Origin of the sequence: Bradyrhizobium sp. Arg237L (genome assembly GCF_029990105.1) — a bacterium.
In the GTDB taxonomy this organism is placed as follows: domain Bacteria; phylum Pseudomonadota; class Alphaproteobacteria; order Rhizobiales; family Xanthobacteraceae; genus Bradyrhizobium.
The window spans coordinates 49,965-68,251 of record NZ_JAQMIL010000038.1 but is presented as its reverse complement, the minus strand read 5'-3'; the positions used below and the strand labels follow the sequence as shown (position 1 = coordinate 68,251).

The 18,287-nt window shown below is 64.7% G+C and carries 16 protein-coding genes and 1 pseudogene; 12 read left to right on the top strand and 5 right to left on the bottom strand.

The window, feature by feature from the left end; genetic code table 11:
* The first annotated feature begins 5 nt into the window (after positions 1-5).
* The 6 genes from OZ411_RS23005 to OZ411_RS22980 all read left to right on the top strand — a co-directional run bounded on the left by OZ411_RS23005 (position 6) and on the right by OZ411_RS22980 (position 7,465).
* Positions 6-476: a GNAT family N-acetyltransferase gene (locus OZ411_RS23005; protein ID WP_282529772.1), complete on the top strand. Its 471-nt coding sequence runs from the start codon at positions 6-8 to the stop codon at positions 474-476.
* Positions 477-772: 296 nt separating this feature from the next.
* On the top strand, positions 773-967 hold the full coding sequence (locus OZ411_RS23000) for a hypothetical protein (protein WP_282529771.1): 195 nt from the start codon (positions 773-775) through the stop codon (positions 965-967).
* A gap of 78 nt (positions 968-1,045) precedes the next feature.
* Positions 1,046-2,218: a phosphoserine transaminase gene (locus OZ411_RS22995; RefSeq protein ID WP_282529770.1), complete on the top strand. Its 1,173-nt coding sequence runs from the start codon at positions 1,046-1,048 to the stop codon at positions 2,216-2,218.
* 140 nt (positions 2,219-2,358) lie between these two features.
* The gene (gene serA / locus OZ411_RS22990; protein WP_130581543.1) at positions 2,359-3,948 is read left to right on the top strand and encodes a phosphoglycerate dehydrogenase; all 1,590 of its coding nucleotides are present in this window, start codon (positions 2,359-2,361) and stop codon (positions 3,946-3,948) included.
* Between the two features lie 328 nt (positions 3,949-4,276).
* Positions 4,277-5,449 (top strand): acetyl-CoA C-acyltransferase, encoded by a 1,173-nt coding sequence (locus OZ411_RS22985; RefSeq protein ID WP_282529769.1) that lies wholly within the window; start codon positions 4,277-4,279, stop codon positions 5,447-5,449.
* A 342-nt stretch (positions 5,450-5,791) separates the two neighbouring features.
* Positions 5,792-7,465 carry a mucoidy inhibitor MuiA family protein gene (locus OZ411_RS22980; protein ID WP_282529768.1) on the top strand — a complete coding sequence of 558 codons (1,674 nt, stop codon included), beginning with the start codon at positions 5,792-5,794 and terminating at the stop codon, positions 7,463-7,465.
* Positions 7,466-7,622: 157 nt separating this feature from the next.
* On the opposite strand, the gene OZ411_RS22975 is transcribed toward OZ411_RS22980, so the two are convergent.
* From OZ411_RS22975 to OZ411_RS22955, 5 genes are all read right to left on the bottom strand, one after another.
* Positions 7,623-8,978 (bottom strand): esterase-like activity of phytase family protein, encoded by a 1,356-nt coding sequence (locus tag OZ411_RS22975; protein ID WP_282529767.1) that lies wholly within the window; start codon positions 8,976-8,978, stop codon positions 7,623-7,625.
* A 210-nt stretch (positions 8,979-9,188) separates the two neighbouring features.
* Positions 9,189-9,983, bottom strand: a complete 795-nt coding sequence (locus OZ411_RS22970; protein ID WP_282529766.1) for a heme ABC transporter ATP-binding protein — start codon at positions 9,981-9,983, stop codon at positions 9,189-9,191.
* The gene (locus OZ411_RS22965; RefSeq protein ID WP_282529765.1) at positions 9,980-11,080 is read right to left on the bottom strand and encodes an iron chelate uptake ABC transporter family permease subunit; all 1,101 of its coding nucleotides are present in this window, start codon (positions 11,078-11,080) and stop codon (positions 9,980-9,982) included. The genes OZ411_RS22970 and OZ411_RS22965 overlap by 4 nt, the downstream gene beginning before the upstream one ends.
* Positions 11,077-12,027: a hemin ABC transporter substrate-binding protein gene (locus OZ411_RS22960; protein WP_282529764.1), complete on the bottom strand. Its 951-nt coding sequence runs from the start codon at positions 12,025-12,027 to the stop codon at positions 11,077-11,079. Before OZ411_RS22960 ends, OZ411_RS22965 begins: the two co-directional genes overlap by 4 nt.
* A 7-nt stretch (positions 12,028-12,034) precedes the next feature.
* Complete coding sequence (locus OZ411_RS22955) at positions 12,035-12,241, bottom strand: hemin uptake protein HemP (RefSeq protein WP_282529763.1); 207 nt, start codon at positions 12,239-12,241, stop codon at positions 12,035-12,037.
* 262 nt (positions 12,242-12,503) lie between these two features.
* On the opposite strand from OZ411_RS22955, the gene OZ411_RS22950 reads away from it, so the two are divergent.
* From OZ411_RS22950 to OZ411_RS22925, 6 genes and pseudogenes are all read left to right on the top strand, one after another.
* Positions 12,504-14,897 (top strand): TonB-dependent hemoglobin/transferrin/lactoferrin family receptor, encoded by a 2,394-nt coding sequence (locus OZ411_RS22950; RefSeq protein WP_282529762.1) that lies wholly within the window; start codon positions 12,504-12,506, stop codon positions 14,895-14,897.
* Between the two features lie 179 nt (positions 14,898-15,076).
* Entirely contained in the window at positions 15,077-15,412 is a 336-nt protein-coding gene (locus OZ411_RS22945) for an antibiotic biosynthesis monooxygenase (protein ID WP_130581534.1), read from the top strand.
* Between the two features lie 10 nt (positions 15,413-15,422).
* A pseudogene (hutX, locus tag OZ411_RS22940) lies at positions 15,423-15,919 on the top strand (heme utilization cystosolic carrier protein HutX); the annotation flags it as partial.
* 207 nt (positions 15,920-16,126) lie between these two features.
* Positions 16,127-16,858, top strand: coding sequence for a tonB-system energizer ExbB (gene exbB / locus OZ411_RS22935; protein WP_130581545.1), 732 nt, complete (start codon positions 16,127-16,129; stop codon positions 16,856-16,858).
* 3 nt (positions 16,859-16,861) lie between these two features.
* The gene (gene exbD / locus OZ411_RS22930; RefSeq protein ID WP_282529761.1) at positions 16,862-17,308 is read left to right on the top strand and encodes a TonB system transport protein ExbD; all 447 of its coding nucleotides are present in this window, start codon (positions 16,862-16,864) and stop codon (positions 17,306-17,308) included.
* Between the two features lie 7 nt (positions 17,309-17,315).
* Positions 17,316-18,146 carry a TonB family protein gene (locus OZ411_RS22925; RefSeq protein ID WP_282529760.1) on the top strand — a complete coding sequence of 277 codons (831 nt, stop codon included), beginning with the start codon at positions 17,316-17,318 and terminating at the stop codon, positions 18,144-18,146.
* Positions 18,147-18,287: the final 141 nt, after the last annotated feature.

Sequence of the window (18,287 nt, the reverse complement as noted above, 5' to 3'; positions counted from 1 at the left end):
ATATTATGGCACCTGCGTCTTCGATCACGATCCGTCGCGCCCGTCGCGACGATGTTCCCATCATCGTCGCCATGCTCGCGGACGATCGGCTCGGCAGCGCGCGCGAGCGGATCGAGGATCCCTTGCCTCAATCCTATTTCGCGGCGTTCGAGAAGGTCGACCGCGATTTGAATTTCAAGCTCGTGGTCGCCGAAGACGCTGACGGCACGGTGGTCGGTTGCCTGCAGCTATGCATCCTGCCGGGCATAAGTTCGCAAGGTGCCTCACGCGGCCTGATCGAGGACGTGCGCGTCGCAAGCCATTGCCGCAGCCGCGGCATCGGCGAACAGATGGTGCAATGGGCGATCGTTGAAGCGCGCGCCAACGGTTGCATTCTCGTCGAACTGCTCACGCATCACACCCGCGCCGACGCGCAGCGTTTCTATGAACGGCTTGGATTTCAACGCAGTCATGTCGGCATGACGATGCGCTTCTGAGTTGCGCCAAGTTGCGTGGCTATCATCGCTGATCGCAGTGGTAGTCCTCGCTCTGCGTTCCGGTTAACAAGCGATAAACTACGCCGGCCTCCGTAATTTTACTGGCGGGAACGCTCCTGATAGTTACGCGTCTCCCAGCGGCAGAACATGGTCCGCTAGAGCATGATCCGGAAAAGTGGAAACCGGTTTTCCGAAAAGATCATGCTCAAAGAAGTGAGATCATGATCAAGCAAAAAAATCGAACGCGATGACGGTCCAAAGTCATCGCGTTCTGGGACGGCTTGGGGATATTTCAGATGAAGCGATATTCGATCGTCAGGGCGGGCAATGAATACATCGTGCAGGCCGGTGAAAAGAGCATCATGAGAGTCTCCAGCCGGCGAAAGGCCGTGAAGCTGGTGAACGATGCGGCCGGACTGCTTGATCAGGCGCCGGCTCCGTCGCCGGGCGAGCCTCCATCAATCGCCTGTGATCGTCCTGAAGTTCCTTGACGAGTCTTTACCGTTCCACTATCTCCGACAGCGGGAAACCTCTCCCCACCGAGAGGCAGCTATCTGGAAGGGTAGATCATGACTGCAGCGAAGCCCGCTTCGCGGCCGAATGTGCCGCATTTCTCCTCCGGCCCCTGCGCCAAGCGCCCCGGCTGGAATCCCCAAAATCTCAAGGACGCCGCGCTCGGCCGCTCGCATCGCGCGAAGATCGGCAAGGCCAAACTCAAGCAAGCCATTGAGCTGACGCGCGAAGTGCTGGAGGTGCCGACCGACTACAAGATCGGCATCGTGCCGGCTTCCGACACCGGCGCGGTCGAGATGGCGCTGTGGTCGCTGCTCGGAGCGCGGCCCGTCACCACGTTGGCCTGGGAATCCTTCGGCGAGGGCTGGGTCAGCGACATCGTCAAGGAATTGAAGCTGAAGGACGTCACCAAGCTCAATGCCGGCTATGGCGAGATCCCCGATCTCTCCAAGGTCGATCCGGCAAGTGACGTCGTCTTCACCTGGAACGGCACCACCTCGGGCGTGCGCGTGCCGAACGCCGACTGGATCAGCGCGACCCGCGAAGGCCTCACCATCTGCGACGCGACCTCGGCGGCGTTCGCACAGCCGCTCGACTGGCCGAAGCTCGACGTCATCACCTTCTCCTGGCAGAAGGCGCTCGGCGGCGAGGCGGCGCATGGCATGCTGATCCTCTCGCCGCGCGCGGTGGAGCGGCTCGAGACCTACAAGCCGGCCTGGCCGCTGCCGAAGATCTTCCGCATGACCAAGGGCGGCAAGCTCAACCAGGGTATCTTCGAAGGCGAGACCATCAACACGCCGTCGATGCTCTGCGTGGAGGACTATCTCGACGCGCTCGACTGGGCGAAATCGATCGGCGGCCTGAAGGCGCTGATCGCGCGCGCCGACGCCAGCACCAAGGTGCTTGCCGACTGGAAGGCGAAGACGCCGTGGATCGATTTCCTGGCCAAGGATCCCGCGATCCGCTCCAACACCTCGGTGTGCCTGAAGATCACGGATCCCGCGATCACCTCGCTTACGCCGGACTTGCAGGCCGACTTCTGCAAGAAGCTGGTCGCCCTGGTCGAGAAGGAGAATGCGGGCTTCGACTTCGCGCATTACCGCGATGCGCCGGCAGGCCTGCGCATCTGGTGCGGCGCCACTGTCGAAGCCAAGGACGTCGAACTGCTGACACAGTGGATCGACTGGGCTTTCGCCGAGACCAAGGCGCAGCTTTCGAAGGCTGCGTAAGTAACGTCACCTCATCGTCGTCATGGCCGGGCTTGACCCGGCCATCCATCACGAAACGAGGATGGACTCGCGGGGCAAGTTCGCGGGTGGCGCCATCAGTGCATCGTCCATCAAGGGACCACTCCCAAGGGACCATTTCCATGAGCAAACCCAAAGTTCTCATTTCCGACGCCCTGTCTCCCGCCGCCGTGCAGATCTTCAAAGACCGCGGCGTTGAGGTCGACTTCCAGCCCAATCTCGGCAAGGACAAGGAAAAGCTCGCCGAGATCATCGGCAACTATGACGGCCTCGCGATCCGCTCTGCGACCAAGGCAACCGCCAAGATCATCGAGAAGGCCACCCGGCTGAAGGTGATCGGCCGCGCCGGCATCGGCGTCGACAATGTCGAGATTCCTGCGGCGACGGCCAAGGGCATCATCGTGATGAACACACCGTTCGGTAATTCGATCACGACCGCCGAGCACGCGATCACCCTGATGCTGGCGCTGGCCCGCGAAATCCCGCAGGCCGATGCCTCGACGCAGGCCGGCAAGTGGGAAAAGAACCGCTTCATGGGGGTCGAGATCACCAACAAGACGCTGGGCGTGGTCGGCTGCGGCAATATCGGCTCGATCGTCTGCGACCGCGCGCTTGGGCTGCGCATGAAGGTGATCGCCTTCGATCCGTTCCTGTCGCCGGAGCGCGCCAAGGACATCGGGGTCGAGAAGGTCGAGCTCGACGAGCTGTTCAAGCGCGCCGATTTCATCACCCTGCACACGCCGCTCACCGACAAGACCCGCAACATCATCGATGCCGCGGCGCTTGCGAAGATGAAGAAGGGCGTGCGCATCGTCAATTGCGCCCGCGGCGGCCTGGTCGACGAGCAGGCGCTGGTGGACGCGCTCAATTCCAAGCATGTCGCGGGCGCGGCCTTCGACGTGTTCTCTGAGGAGCCGGCGACCTCGAACATCCTGTTCGGCCATCCCAACGTGATCTGCACCCCGCATCTCGGCGCGTCCACCACGGAAGCGCAGGAGAATGTCGCGCTGCAGGTCGCCGAGCAGATGTCGGACTATCTGCTCACCGGCGCCATCTCCAACGCCATCAACTTCCCCTCGATCACGGCCGAGGAGGCGCCGAAGCTGAAGCCGTTCATCGAGCTCGCCGAGAAGCTCGGCTCGTTCGCCGGCCAGCTCACCGAGAGCGGCATCATCAAGACCCAGATCACCTATGAGGGCCATGTCGCCGAGATGAAGATCAAGGCGCTGACCTCGGCGGTGCTGTCCGGCCTGCTGCGGCCGATGCTGGGCGACGTCAACGTCGTCTCCGCGCCTGTCGTCGCCAAGGAGCGCGGCATGGTAGTCGACGAGGTGACGCGCGCCGCACAGAGCGACTATGAGAGCCTGATCACCGTGACCGTGACGACGGAGCGGCAGGAACGCTCGGTTTCCGGCACCGTCTATCACGACGGCAAGCCGCGGCTGGTCGACATCAAGGGTATCCGCGTCGACGCCGAGTTCGGCAAGTCGATGATCTATGTGACCAACGAGGACAAGCCGGGCTTCATCGGCAAGTTCGCAAGCCTGCTCGGCGACGCCAAGATCAACATCGCGACCTTCCATCTCGGCCGCGTCGCGCAGGGCGGCGACGCGATCGCGCTGGTCGAGGTCGACGGCCCGGTGCCGGCTGACGTGCTCGCCAAGGTGCACGCGCTGCCGCAGGTCAAGCAAGCCAAGGTGCTCGCGTTCTAACGCGGGAGGTGCCAATTGCTGCGCCCTCGCCCCCTTGTGGGAGAGGGCAGCTCCGCCGTCAGTACCGGACTCATTCGGGTGAGGGGTTGTCTCCACGAGCGCTGTCATCCTCGGAGACAACCCCTCATCCGGCGCTTCGCGCCACCTTCTCCCACAAGGGGAGAAGGGAAGGCGGTCGCGTCGTTCGACCCAGATATTCCGACCTGCGGAACAACAACGCCGCCTCCGGCATCGGAGGCGGCGTTTGTCGTTTGGCGGCCGACAAAATCTGTGTACGAATGGGCCAAGACCGGTCATATCAGGCCGTCCGAACAAGGGAGAAAACACAATGCGTGAAGCCGTTATCGTTTCCTATGCACGCACGGGACTGGCGAAGTCCGCCCGCGGCGGGTTCAACATCACTCCGCCGATGTCGCTGGCGGCGCACGCCATCAAGCATGCCGTCGAGCGCGCCGGCGTCGACAAGGAATATGTCGAGGACTGCTATCTCGGCAATTGCGCCCACGGCGCGCCGAATATCGGCCGTCAGGCCGCGCTGCTCGCCGGCCTGCCGAAGTCGACCGCCGGCGTCTCGGTGAACCGTTTCTGCTCCTCGGGGCTTCAGACCATCGCGATGGCCGCCAACTCGATCCGTTCCGATGGCGCTGAATGCATCGTTGCCGGCGGCGTCGAGAGCATCTCGATTCCCGGCGGCGGCACGCCGAAGGAATCGGTCGATCCCGAGCTGCTCAAGACCGCGCCCGACATCTTCATGGCGATGATCGACACCGCCGACATCGTCGCCGAGCGCTACAAGCTGAGCCGCGAATACCAGGACGAGTTTTCGCTGGAGTCGCAGCGCCGCATGGCGGCCGCGCAGCAGGCCAACAAGTTCAAGGACGAGATCGTCCCGATGAAGACCAAGATGAAGGTGGTCGACAAGGTGACGAAGGAAGAGAGCATCAAGGACTATGTCGTCGACCGCGACGAGTGCAACCGTCCCGAGACGACGATTGAGGGTCTTGCCAAGCTCGAGCCGGTGAGGGGCGCCGGCAAGTACATCACCGCCGGCAATGCCAGCCAGCTTTCCGACGGCGCCGCCGCCGTGGTGCTGATGGAAGCCAAGGACGCCGAGAAGCGCGGGCTGGAGCCGCTGGGCCGCTTCGTCGCCTGGGCGACCGCCGGTTGCGAGCCGGACGAGATGGGCATCGGCCCGGTCTTTGCGGTGCCGAAGCTGTTGAAGCGCCATGGCCTGAAGATCGACGATATCGATCTCTGGGAGCTCAACGAAGCCTTCGCCAGCCAGTGCCTGTACTGCCGCGACCAGCTCGGCATCGATCCCGAGAAGTACAATGTCAACGGCGGCTCGATCGCGATCGGCCACCCCTTCGGCATGACCGGCGCGCGCCTCACCGGCCACCTGCTGCAGGAAGGCCGCCGCCGCAAGGCCAAGTGGGGCGTCGTCACCATGTGCATCGGCGGAGGTCAGGGCGGCGCCGGATTGTTCGAGATCTATAGCTGAGAACGGCTCGGCTGAACGCCACATGAACCAAAGCACGGCGCCCCAAGCGCCGTGCTTTTTTATGTGCGCGACGCTCTCTCCTCCCGTCATTGCGAGCGCAGCGAAGCAATCCATTGCCAGCCTCGAACGCGGAGGGATGGATTGCTTCGCTGCGCTCGCAATGACGTGGAGGGATTGGCGCGCAATTGGATACCGCAGGTTTGTGGTCTCCATCTTTGTGGCACCCCAATCGAACCGGTTCTTTTCTCGCTGCGTCTCACCACCGATGGGGGTGTGACATCAGGCACTGTCCGGCGGTGCCGGATCGGGTGAAGTCTGCGCGCAATGCAGGAAAGGGATCCAATGCGTTTGATTGCCAATTGTCTTGTCACTACCAGCCTGGTGCTGGTCACCGCGCTTGCCGCTTTGCCGGCGCGGGCGGCTGACGTCGATGCCGCTTCGATGGTGGATGCGGTGACCGTCTATCCTGATGGCGCGAGCGTCACCCGCGTCATCACGCTCGATCTGCCGTCCGGCGACAGCACGCTGGTCGCCAAGGATTTCCCGCTGTCGCTCGACCCATCCTCACTGCGTGTCGAAGGCGACGCGGACAGCAAGCTGACGATCGGCTCGATCGACACGCGGCAGCCGCGGGCGGCGCCGCCGGTGAACCTGCCCGAGCTCGACAAGCGGATCGAGGCGTTGAAGGATGAGCGCGCCAATCTGCAAGGGGCGATCGACGCCGCCAAGGCGCGCCGCCAGTTCGCCGAGCGTTTTGCCGAAGCCGCTCCGGTCGGCATCGGCGAAAAGGGCGAGGCGCGGCCGCTGTCCGAATGGCGCGCCGCTTTTGCCGCCGTTTCCGAGGAGATCGCGATCGCTGATACCGCGACCCGTGAAGCCGAGCGCAAGCAGCGCGACATCGACCGCGAGATCGCGCGGCTGGAATCCGACCGCGCCGCCAAGCCGCCGAGCAAGCTCGAGGTCCGTATCGACCTCGCTGCCGCGACTGCCACGAAAGCCACCCTGCGCGTCACCTATTCGGTGCGCAATGCGCGCTGGGCGCCGATCTATGACGCACGCCTCGATACCGGCGCCAAGGACCGAAAACCCTCGCTGGAGCTGGTGCGCCGCGCCGAGATCACGCAGTCGACCGGCGAGGACTGGTCGAATGTCGCGCTCGGCGTCTCCACCGTGCGCATTGCCCGCGGCGGCAGCGCGCCCGAATTGAATTCGCTGCTCGTGCAATATCCTCAGCCGCCGCGCCCGGTGCCGCTGTCAAGCGCCGTGCCGGAACTGGCGCGGCCGGCGCCCGCACTGCGCTCGCCGTCGGCCGCAAAGGCCGCCGACGCGCTCGATGCGCGTGAGCGCGCCGACGAGCAGCAGGCGGTGGCCGAGATCGGCGACTTCCAGGCCACCTTCAAAATTCCAGGCCGGGTCAGCCTCGGCGCCAGCGAGGGGGCAAAGAGCCTGCGCATCGGGAGCAGCGTGATCGCGCCCGACCTCACCATCCGCGCCGTGCCGGTGATCGATCCGACGGCCTTCCTGGAGGCGAGCTTCAAGCAGGCCGAGGACGCGCCGTTGCTGCCCGGCCGCGTCGCAATCTATCGCGACGGCGTGTTCGTCGGCCGCGGCAAGATCGCTTCCGCCGGCAAGGATGAAACCGTGCGGCTCGGCTTCGGCGCCGACGACAAGGTCAAGATCGAGCGCTCGGTGGTCAAGCGCAACGAGGGCTCCGCCGGCCTGATCGTGACGACGTCGAAGACCGACGAACGCGCCTTCAAGACCAGCATTCGCAACGGCCATGATTTCCCGATCCGCGTCGCGATCGAGGATCAGCTCCCGGTCAGCGAGAATGAGGAGATCGTGGTCGAGATGCTGCCACAGACCACGACGCCGACCGCGACCAATCTGCGCGACAAGCGTGGCGTTCTGCAATGGACGTTCGATGCGAAACCGGGCGAGCTCAAGGACATCAACTTCGCCTGGCGCATCCGCTGGCCCAAGGACAAGGGCGTCGTCATGACGCCGGCGGGATGAGCGGTTCTTACCTCGCCCCGCTCTTGCGGGGAGAGGTCGGATTGCGAAGCAATCCGGGTGAGGGGCTCTCTCCGCGAACACGTCTGTCACCGTGATCGTGGAGAGAGCCCCTCACCCCGACCCTCTCCCCGTGAAGAACGGGGAGAGGGAGCAGAGCTCACTTCGCCTTCAGGAAGTCGCCGACTTCCAGCAGCACGAACTCGTTGTCGTCGGCCTTGTTGGGATCGCGGCTCGAGGAGAACGGCAGGTTGTTGTCGTTGCCGACGATGATATGGGTGTCGTCGACCTTATCGACGTTCTCGATGGTGAAGAACGGGAAGGTCAGCACGCCGTCATTGAGCGGCTTCTTCGCCTTCTTGTCGGGATCGCGGATCTTCATCAGGTCGATATAGCCGACCTTGCGCACGGGCTTGCCGACATTGGCGTCCGAGAGCTCGATCTTGTAGACGCGCTTGAACTTCGCCAGGTCCGGGAAGCAGTTCTCGCCGCGCTGTCCCTGCGGGCAGGCCTTGTCCGCGGTGCCTTCGCCATTGTCGCGCTCGATGATCAGGCCGGCGGTGCCGTCGATCATGTTGAAGTCGCCGATGGCATTGCCGTTCTGCTCGAACACATACTGCCAGTAGCGGCCGGTGAATTTCTCGTTCGCGACGTCGAACTCGAGGATGCGCGAGGCTTCCTTGCCGTCGACCTTCTCCCAGTCCTTCTTCTCGGCATCCCACAGCGGGCCCTCGAGCAGGCCGTACAGGAACTTGCCGTCCTTCGAGGACGCAAAGCCCTCATATCCCTTGGAGCGGCGCAGGTTGACGGTGGTGTAGCTCGCGCCCGGCGCGCCCGGCGACTGCACCGACCAGTGATCGGGCGAGCGCACCGGCTTGCCATCGGCGGTCGTCTCGAACACCGCCAGCACCTTGCCGGTCTTGTCGGCCTTGATCACGTAGGGTCCGAACTCGTCGCCGATCCAGAAGGTATCACCGATGATCTGGAAGCCTTCGGTGTCGAAATCGGCGCCGGTGAGATAGCGCTTGGCGGTGTCCTCATGCACGATGCGGAACGGCACCTTCTTGTCGGGATCGTGCAGGAACACGGTTTCCTGACGCTCGATCTTGCCGCTCGCCCAGTCGATCTTGTGCCGGTTCAGGTACAGCATCGAATCCGGCGAGTTATAGCGCGAGCCCATGCCGTTGTCGGTGAGCACCCAGAACGTGCCGTCCGCCATCACCTTGATGCCGGAATGGCCCTGCAGCGGCTGGCCCTTGAACGGAAGCGAGACGCCGGTCGGCCGCTCGTAGGACTTGCCCATCACGGTGCCGACTGCGTCGACGCGGCGGCCGGTGGTGTATTTGCCGGAGGTCTTGAGATCGTTGGGTGCATCGGCAGGCGCGTCGATGAAGCTTTCCGCCGGAAGCACGGCGTGGCCCTTGAGGGTCGCCGGATATTCGCCCTCGCCTTGCGCGAAGGCAGCTCCCGAGAGCAGCACGATGGACGCGACGGAGCAGAGCAGTGATTTGCGCATGTTGATCTCCCCTGAAGATGAACGCGGCGGAGTTCTGGGAGGCGCGTGTTACATGCCGCTGACAGTTTCGTGACGGCTAGAGCATATTCGGTTCTGATGGAATCAGAACCGAAGCTCTAGATTCTTGTCTTGACGCGTTTTCTTCACGCGAACCGGTGTCCACTTCGCTCGAAAACGCTCTAACGATTGCCGCTGGATATGCCTGCGGCGTTACGTCACCGGTCGCATCGTTTGCGGCAGCAGGAAGGGGATGCCGCGGTCGGTATGGTCGATGGTGGCATCGACCTCGAAGATGGTGCGGATCGTCTCCGCGGTCATCGCCTCGCTGCGGCCGCCGTCGACCGCAAGCCGGCCGCGATGCAGGAGAACGAGGCGGTCGGCAAAGCGCATCGCGAGGTTGAGGTCGTGCAGGATCGCGATCACCGCGGTGCCGCTCTGCGCGCGACGGCGCGCGGTCTCGACCAGGTCGATCTGGTGCCTGAGGTCGAGGCTCGAGGTCGGCTCGTCCAGCAGCAACAGGCCCGGGCCGTTGTGCGCTTCGCCGCAGGCGAGCTGCACCAGCACGCGGGCGAAGTGCGCACGCTGCTGTTCGCCGCCCGACAGTGTCGGCAACTGGCGATGGCGGAAGCTCCTCAGCCCGACCTCATCCAAGGCGGACTCGACCAGCGGCGCCGCCGTCGCGTGCGAACTGTCGCCTGCGCCCATGTAGACGATCTCTTCCACGGTGAACGGGAAGGTGACGTTGACATGCTGCGACAGCATGGCGCGATGCCGCGCCAATTCGCGCGGCCGATAGGCGCGGAGCGCGCGCTGCTTCAGTTCGACCGTGCCGCGGGTCGGCGTGATGTCGCCGGACAGCATGCGCAGGAGCGTCGACTTGCCGGCGCCGTTCGGCCCGACGATTGCGATCATCTCGCCCGGATTGACGCTGAGGTCGACGGCATCGACCAGCGTGGCGCCGCTGACCACCACCGAGACCGAGCTCGCCTGCAGCATCGGGATCATAGCGAAACCAGGCTGCGCTGTCGCAGCAGGATGGCGAGGAAGAACGGCGCGCCGACCGCCGCCGTCAGGATGCCGATCGGCATTTCCGCTGGCGACACGATGGTGCGGGCCATCGTGTCGGCGCCGACCAGGAGCACGGCCCCGAGCAGCACGGAGGCCGGCAGCAGCAGTCGGTGCGCCGGCCCGATCGCGAGCCGCAACAGATGCGGCACCACGATGCCGACAAAGCCGACGACGCCGCACACGGAGACTGCGACCCCGGTCATGGCCGAGACCAGGATGATGGAGATCCGTTTCAACCGCTCGACATCGACGCCGCTGTGAAAGGCCTCGGCTTCGCCGAGCACGAGGACATCGAGCCCGCGCGCGATCGACAGGCACGCGACCAGCGCAACAGTGAGCACCGGCGCCAGCGTCGCGATCTTGCTCCAGGTCGCGCCGCTCATCGAGCCCAGCATCCAGAAAGTGATGTCGCGGAGCTGGCGGTCGTCGGCGACGAAGACCAGGAGCCCGATGCCGGCATTGGCGATCGCGGCGATCGCAATTCCTGCCAGCAGGAAGATCGCAATCGACGTCCGCCCGGCGCGGCTCGCGATGCTGTAGAGGATGATCGTCGTCACGAGCGAGCCGGCGAATGCTGACAGCGGCAGCAATTGGTGCTGCATGAAGCGGACGCTCTCGCCGATGTGGCTGTCGGTGAAGACGATCGCGGCTGCTGCAGCAAAGGCGCCGCCGCTGGAGACGCCGACGAGCGCGGGATCGGCGAGAGGATTGCGGAACAGCCCCTGCATGATCGCGCCGGATGCCGCCAGGAGGCCGCCGACCATCGCGGCGGCGACGATCCGCGGAATCCGGATCGACCACAGCACGAGCTGGTCGCGCGCAACCAGCGGATTGGCCGCGCTGTCATTCCATAGGCCGAGCGCGGCAGGCAGGCGGGCGAGGGGAATTCCAGCCGCACCCAGCGTCACTGCAATGAGCGCAACGCCGACAAGCGCGGCGCAAAGGCAAAGCAGTGTCAGCGATGCTGGCGGGCGCAACGAGCGCTTGGTGCGAGGATCGGCGGTATTGCCGCGCGCGTCCGCCAAGGCGCTCATTGCCGGCAATTCGCCGTGAGCGCCGCGGGCACGAACTTCTCCGCCTGCGGCACCAGCGCCGGATATAGTTTCGTCGAAAGGTCGCGCGCTGCGGCCGCCGTGCGCGGCCCGAAGCCGAGCAGATACAGCCCTTCCATCGAGATGAAGCTCTTGTTGGCCGCGACCGGCGTCAGCGCGAAGGCCGGATGAGCATAGATCGCCTCGGCTTCCAGCGAATCCTTGCCGCGCTGGATCGACAGCACGACGTCGGGCTTGGCGGCGACGATCGCCTCGTCGCTGACGATCTTGTAGCCGTCATAGCCTTGGACCGCATTGACGCCGCCGGCGAGCTGGATGATCTCGTTTGCCGCCGTCTTCTGGCCCGCCGCCATGGCGCGGCCGTTGAGCAGCGACATCACGAACATCACCCGCACCGGCTTCGTCACCTTGGCGCGCAACTCGCGCAATTGCGCGAGATCATGCGCGACGGCGGTGGTCAGGCATGCGGCGCGCGGATCGGCATCCATGGCGTGGCCGACCAGCTTGATCTTGTCGAGCAATCCCTGCTCGGAGAAGGTCTCGGGCACCAGCACCAGCGGCACCTTGGCCGCTTCCAGCACGTCCATGGTCTCCTTCGGTCCCGAGCCCTGCACCGCCAGCACCAGCGAGGGGTTGAGTCCCAGCACGCCTTCGGGCGAGAGCTGGCGCATATAGCCGACATTGGGTTTGTCGCGCAGCGCCGCGGCCGGATAGAGGCTGGTCGCATCGACGCCGGCGACGCGGTCCTCGAAGCCGAGCGCATAGAGGATTTCGGTGATCGCCCCGCCGATCGAGACGATCCGCGACGGGTTGTCGATGATGACGTCGCGGTCGCGCGCATCATGCACGGTGGTGCCTGCGGCCGGCGCCGCCTCAACGGGCACGAGGCTGGCGATCAGCAGGACTGCGAGCGTGCGACAAATTGCCATCGAGGGATCACTTGGTCAGGATCAGCTTGTTCTGCGAGGTCAGACGCAACCGGTAAATCTCGTCGCCATGCGCGATCATGATCTCCCGTTCGCTCTGGAACAGCTCGCGGCTGTCGATCCGGTTGCCGGTCATGGAGAGGTTTCTCACGGCGGGTGAGGCATTTGCTGTGCGCGCCCCGGCGCCTTCGGTATCGTCTCCGGAAGTTGCCGCCATATCCTCTTTGCTGCGCCCCGAACGTTCTCTGGATGGCTGTTTGTACAGGTCGCCCGCACCGCAATCCAATCACTGCAGTTTACAATCGATATAAACTGTGCCGTGCCGTTGTTGACCACTTTGTTACCGCGACGTAACGAATGTGAACGTGGCGCGGGCGGGTGGCCCGCACTGTATATTTTGGTAGCCAGCAAGCCGCTCGCATCATTTCGCGAGCGCACGCCAGCCAGACCCAAAAAGCAGATCTTTGGATTGGGGCAATATGGCTGACGGGGCTAGGATTTCGCGCGCCCTCATTTTGGGCGCATCAGTGGTTTCAATCGGGTTGCTGCTTTCCGAGTCCGGGTTCGCCCAGACCGCGGACGCGCAGCCGGCTGGTCGTGCGTCGGAGCGCGCCAAGCAGGCGAAGCGCAAGCCGGCGAAGCCGAAAGTGGAACAGCAGGCGGCGGCGGCCGTGATGAATGCGCGCGCGCAGATCGGCGGCACGCCGGTGCAATCGCTCGACACCATCACCGTTGCCGCATCGAAGATGGAGGAGCGCGCGATCGACGCGCTTGCCCCGGTCAGCGTCGTCACGCTCGAGCAGATCCAGGGCCGCCTGCCCAACACGGTCGGCGATCTCCTTTATAATCTGCCCGGCGTTTGGGTGCAGAATCGCGGCGACGAGCCGTCAACGTCGATCAACATCCGCGGTCTGCAGGATTTCGGCCGCGTCGCGGTCGTGGTCGACGGCGCCCGGCAGAACTACCAGCGCACCGGCCACTTCGCGAACGGCTCCTTCTTCCTCAATCCGGAGCTGATCAGCAGCATCGACATCGTGCGCGGCCCGACGGCCAACATCTACGGCTCCGGCGCGATCGGCGGCGTCGCCTCGTTCCGCACCAAGGACATCGAGGACGTGGTGCGCGCCGGCGAGCGCTGGGGCGTCGACGTCAACAACGTGTTCGGCAGCAATGAGGGACGCTGGCTCACCTCGACGTTCGGCGGTGTTCGCGTCAATCCCAATGTGGACGTGTTCGCGGGCGGCACCTACGGCACGCAGGAGAACTACAAGGACGGCACCGGATTTGAAGTCGCCAATACCGGCAACCGGCTCTCCAGCGGCATCGCCAAGCTGACGGTGCGCCCGGCCGATGGGCACGAAGTCAAGCTCGGCACCATCTTCCAGGAAGATATCTACAGCGTCGGTCAGCCGGCGCGGCGTGCGGGCGACCCCAACTCGACCAATGCGAACGGAACCAACAATCTCTCCGGCACGTCGGTCTACGCGAGCAACGTGAAGAACTACACGACGACGCTCGGCTGGACCTATTCGCAGCCCGATGACCGGTTGTTCGACTGGGATGCGAAGGTCTACTGGAATCGCACCGAGAACGACCAGGTCAAGACCGGGCATACCACCACCACGCCGTCGGCTTTCTGCGGTGGCGTGCCCGGCAACGCCGTCTCCGGCTGTATCGGCAGCAATCGCGGCTATCTCCTCGACACGTTCGGCGTCGACATCCACAACACCTCACGTTTCGATTTGTTGGATTGGCACAATGCCATCACCTACGGTCTTGATGCGTTCCAGGACCAGGTGAGCACGAACGACAGGAGCGGCACGTCCGAGGTGACGACGCCAGGCGGCCGTCGCACGGTGTCCGGCGGCTTCGTGCAGTGGAAGGCCAATTACCAGAACCTGGTCGAAACCATCTCGGCGCTGCGTTACGACAATTACCAGTTGGAATCGGGGACGACGTCCTCCAGCGGCGACCGCCTTTCGCCGAAGATCACGGTCGGACTGATGCCTGCCGCGATGCTGACGCCCTATGTCAGCTATGCCGAAGGCTACCGCGCGCCGTCGATTACCGAGACGCTCGTCAACGGCCCGCATTCCGGCGCCACCATCAACGATTCGTTCTTCCGTTGTCCGTCGGGCACGCCGGGGCCCGGCGCCGACTCGACATTCTGCTTCGTCCCCAATCCGAACCTGAAGCCCGAGATCGGCAAGAACAAGGAGATCGGCTTCAACCTGAAGAAGAACGACCTGTTCGTGCCGGGCGACAGCATCCGCGGCAAGTTCAACTTCTTCCGCAACGATATCGAGAACTACATCGATCTGGTTTCCTATGGTCCTCCGCTGGTGGTTCCGACCGGTCCGCCGCCCGCACCGCGCATCACCGTGTTGCCCTTCGTGCAGTACCAGAACATCGCCGAGGCCCGCATCGAGGGGTTCGAAGCCGAAACGATGTACGACGCGCGAACCTGGTTCGTCGGTATTGCCGGGAGCTACATGCAGGGCAAGAACCTCCAGACCGGCCTCGGGCTCTACAGCATCCCGCCGCAGAAGATCACCACCACGGCCGGCGTGCGCCTGCTCGACAACACGCTGGTGATCTCCGCGATGTGGACGTCGGCGCTGGCCAATAACAATATTCCGCCGACCTTCACGCCGGCGACGTCCTACGATCTCGTGAATCTCTACGTGGCCTACACGCCGACGCGCGATCTGGTGCTCAACTTCTCGGTCGAGAACCTCCTGGATCAATACTACCGTCCCTACGCCATCCCGGTCGGCTCCACCGGCGACACCCAGAACGACGTCAAATGGGCCAGCGCGGGGCCGGGGATCGTCTTCAAGGGCGGCCTCAGATATCACTTCGGAGGGACCTGATCGAGGAACCGGCAGCCCTGACGGGAGGGCCATCACCATCATGCCGCCGGCCGCGCTGATGCCAGCGCGGCTTGGCGCGTTCTTGTTTTCAACCAACTTAACCGGCAGGCTGCGCAAGCGGCGCAGCGCCGAAAACCCAACGAGCGGCCAGCGCCGCAAACCAGAAGGAGAATTCGACAATGTTTATCGCCATGAACCGCTTCCAGGTGAAGAAGGGCTCGGAGCAGGCGTTCGAGACCGTCTGGGCTACCCGGGAATCCTATCTCGGCAACCTGCCGGGCTTCGTCGAATTCCATCTGCTCAAGGGGCCTGAGGCCGAGGACCACACGCTGTATTCGTCACACACCACCTGGGTCGACAAGGCGGCGTTCGAAGCCTGGACGCGCTCGGAAGAATTCCGCCGCGCGCATGCCCGTGCCGACAACAAGACCGGCGAGAGCCTCTATCTCGGTCATCCCAAGTTCGAGGGCTTTGAAGTGATCCAGACCGAACGCAAGGCGAGCGCTGCCGCGTAAGGAGACCGCCATGTCGAGTACGGAGCTTGCCGATCTCAGGGCCTACATGGCCGACAATCCCGGCGCCGTGATCGAGGACGTCGCGCGTGAGCGAAAAGTTTCGCCGCTGGCGGTGATCGAGGCGCTGCCGGGCGAGATGGTGCGGATCGGTGCAGGCGGCGAATTCGCCGCCGCCATGCAGGACATTGCCGGTTGGGCGAGGTGACGCTGATCGTCCACACCGACGATGCGATCTTCGAGTTCACCGGCGCAATACCGGGTGGCGAGATCGGCCGCGGCTATTTCAACCTGATGCAGCCGAAGGGCTTGCACGGCCATCTCCGCCACGAGCGTTCCGGGGCGATCGCGTTTGTCGAGCGCCCCTTCATGGGCAAGTCGTCGGCCTTCATCGCCTTCATCAATGTCGACGGCGGCATCATGTTCAAGGTGTTCGTCGGCCGCGACGAGACCCGCGCGCTGCGCGGCGACCAGCTCCAGCGCTTCCGTGCACTCGCGGAGCGGATCGCGCCTAGAGCGTTTTCGAGCGGAGTGGACACCGGTTCGCATGAAGAAAACGCGTCAATACAAGAGTCTAGAGCTTCGGTTCTGATTCAATCAGAACCGAAGCTCTAGGGGCGGGGCCTGAGGAAGCAACGGCGGGAAGCGATCATGCAAGCATGGTTCGATGGATTTTGCCGGCGCCCGATCGTCACGGCGCTGATCGCTTCCAGCGCAATGCTGTGGCCGGCTGCTTGCTTCGCCGCCGACGATAACGCGCTATTGCCTCGCAACCTCTCGCCCTGGGGCATGTTCCAGAGCGCCGACATCGTGGTGAAGGCGGTCATGATCGGCTTGGCCTTCGCCTCGCTGGCGACGTGGACGATCTGGCTGGCGAAAACCATCGAGATCCGCCGCAAGACGGCACTGGCGAAACAGCGGCTGCGCCTGCTCGAGAAGGATACGCTGCTGGCTGAGGCGGAGCAGGCGAGCCGCGGCGGCGACGACGCGGTGGCGCAGATCATCCAATCGGCGGCGCGCGAGGCGAGCCTTTCCGGCGGCGTGTTCGATGACGGCTTCAAGGAGCGTACCGCGCTCAGGTTGGAGCGGGTGGAGGCCGCGATGGCACGGCAGATCGCGCGCGGCACCGGTGTGCTCGCGACCATTGGCGCCACCGCGCCCTTTGTCGGCCTGTTCGGCACGGTCTGGGGCATCATGAATTCCTTCATCGGCATCTCCGAGGCGCATACGACCAACCTCGCGGTGGTCGCGCCCGGCATTGCCGAAGCGTTGCTTGCGACCGCGCTGGGGCTGGTCGCGGCGATCCCCGCGGTCGTGATCTACAATCATCTGACGCGGTCGATCGCCGCCCATCGCGCGCTGCTTGGAGATGCCTGCGCGATGGTGCTGCTCCTGGTCAGCCGCGAGGGCGACCGTGGCCTGTTTCGCCTCGCCCGCGCCGCGGAGTGAATGATGGGCGTCAGGCTCGGGGCGGGCAGCGCAGGGGGCGGACGGTTTCGAGCCGAGGACGATCTAGTCGAGGCGCATGAGATCAACGTCACCCCCTTCATCGATGTCATGCTGGTGCTGCTCATCATCTTCATGGTCGCGGCACCGCTCGCCACCGTCGATCTCGGCGTCGACCTGCCCGCGAGCACCGCCGAGCCGCAGCCGCGCCCCGACAAGCCGGTGTTCGTCACGGTGAAACCCGATCTCTCGGTCGCCGTCGGCGAGGACATCGTCGCGCGTGACGCGCTCGCCACGACTATCGACGGCGCCACCAAGGGCCGCAAGGACGAGCGCATCTTCGTGCGTGCCGACAGGGCGGTGAGCTACGGCGAATTGATGGAGGTGATGAACCTGTTGCGCAACGCGGGCTATCTCAAGATCGCGCTGGTCGGCCTCGACGGCCGGAGCTGATCCTCAAATGAACGCCTTCGCGCTGCATGACGTCACCGACCAGACCGCGTTGCGGCGCTGGAGCATCTCGGCACTCGCGATCCTCGCCACCCATGCGGCGCTGATCGCGGCCGGCATGAAATGGTATCGCGAGCAGCCGCTGCCCGGTGTCTCCCTGCCTGCGATCATGGTCGACATGGCGCCGGCGACGTCGGCGCCGCAATCGACGCCGCTGGATCTCGCGCCGGGCCCCGAGATGCAGGCCGCTGACGCTTCGCCGCCCGAACCGGCGCCGCAGCAGGCGGTGGAAGAGCTGATCCCGCCGACCCCGCCGCAGGAAAAGCCGGAGGTGGTGGCGCCACCGGAGCAGAAGGTGCAGCCGGCGCCGCCGACGCCCGAACCTGCAAAGCCCGTTCCCGACCATAAGCCGGCGCCGGTCAAGCCGAAGGTGGTCCGCCCCGACGCCAAGAAGCCGACGGAGGCACCGCCGGCGCCGCGCACCACTGCGTCACCACGCGTCGAGCGCCAGGGACCGACCATGTCCGCCGTCAGCAGCGGCGCATCTGCTGCCGCCGTCGCCTCCTACAATCAGATCGTCCGTGCCCATCTCCTGCGCTTCAAGCAATATCCGCCGGGTGCCAAGTCCGCCGGACAGCAGGGCGTCGCAAGCGTCGTTTTCACACTCGGCCGCAATGGACAGGTGACGTCGAGCCGGCTCGGCCGGTCGTCGGGCAATCCCGCGCTGGATGCGGAGGTGGTGGCGATGGTTCGCCGGGCCCAGCCGTTTCCGCCGTTCCCCGCCGACATGAAGCACCCCGCGATGGGCTTCAACGTGCCGATCTCGTTCTCGCTGCGATAGGCGCCGCATGTAGCCCGGGTGAAGCGCCAGCGTAACCCGGGACCGCTGGTAGACGTTGACGCAGATGCCCCGGGTTGCGCGGAGCCTGTCATCGGGCGCGCGTTCGCGCGACCCGTTGGCTCCACCCGGGCTACACTCTCA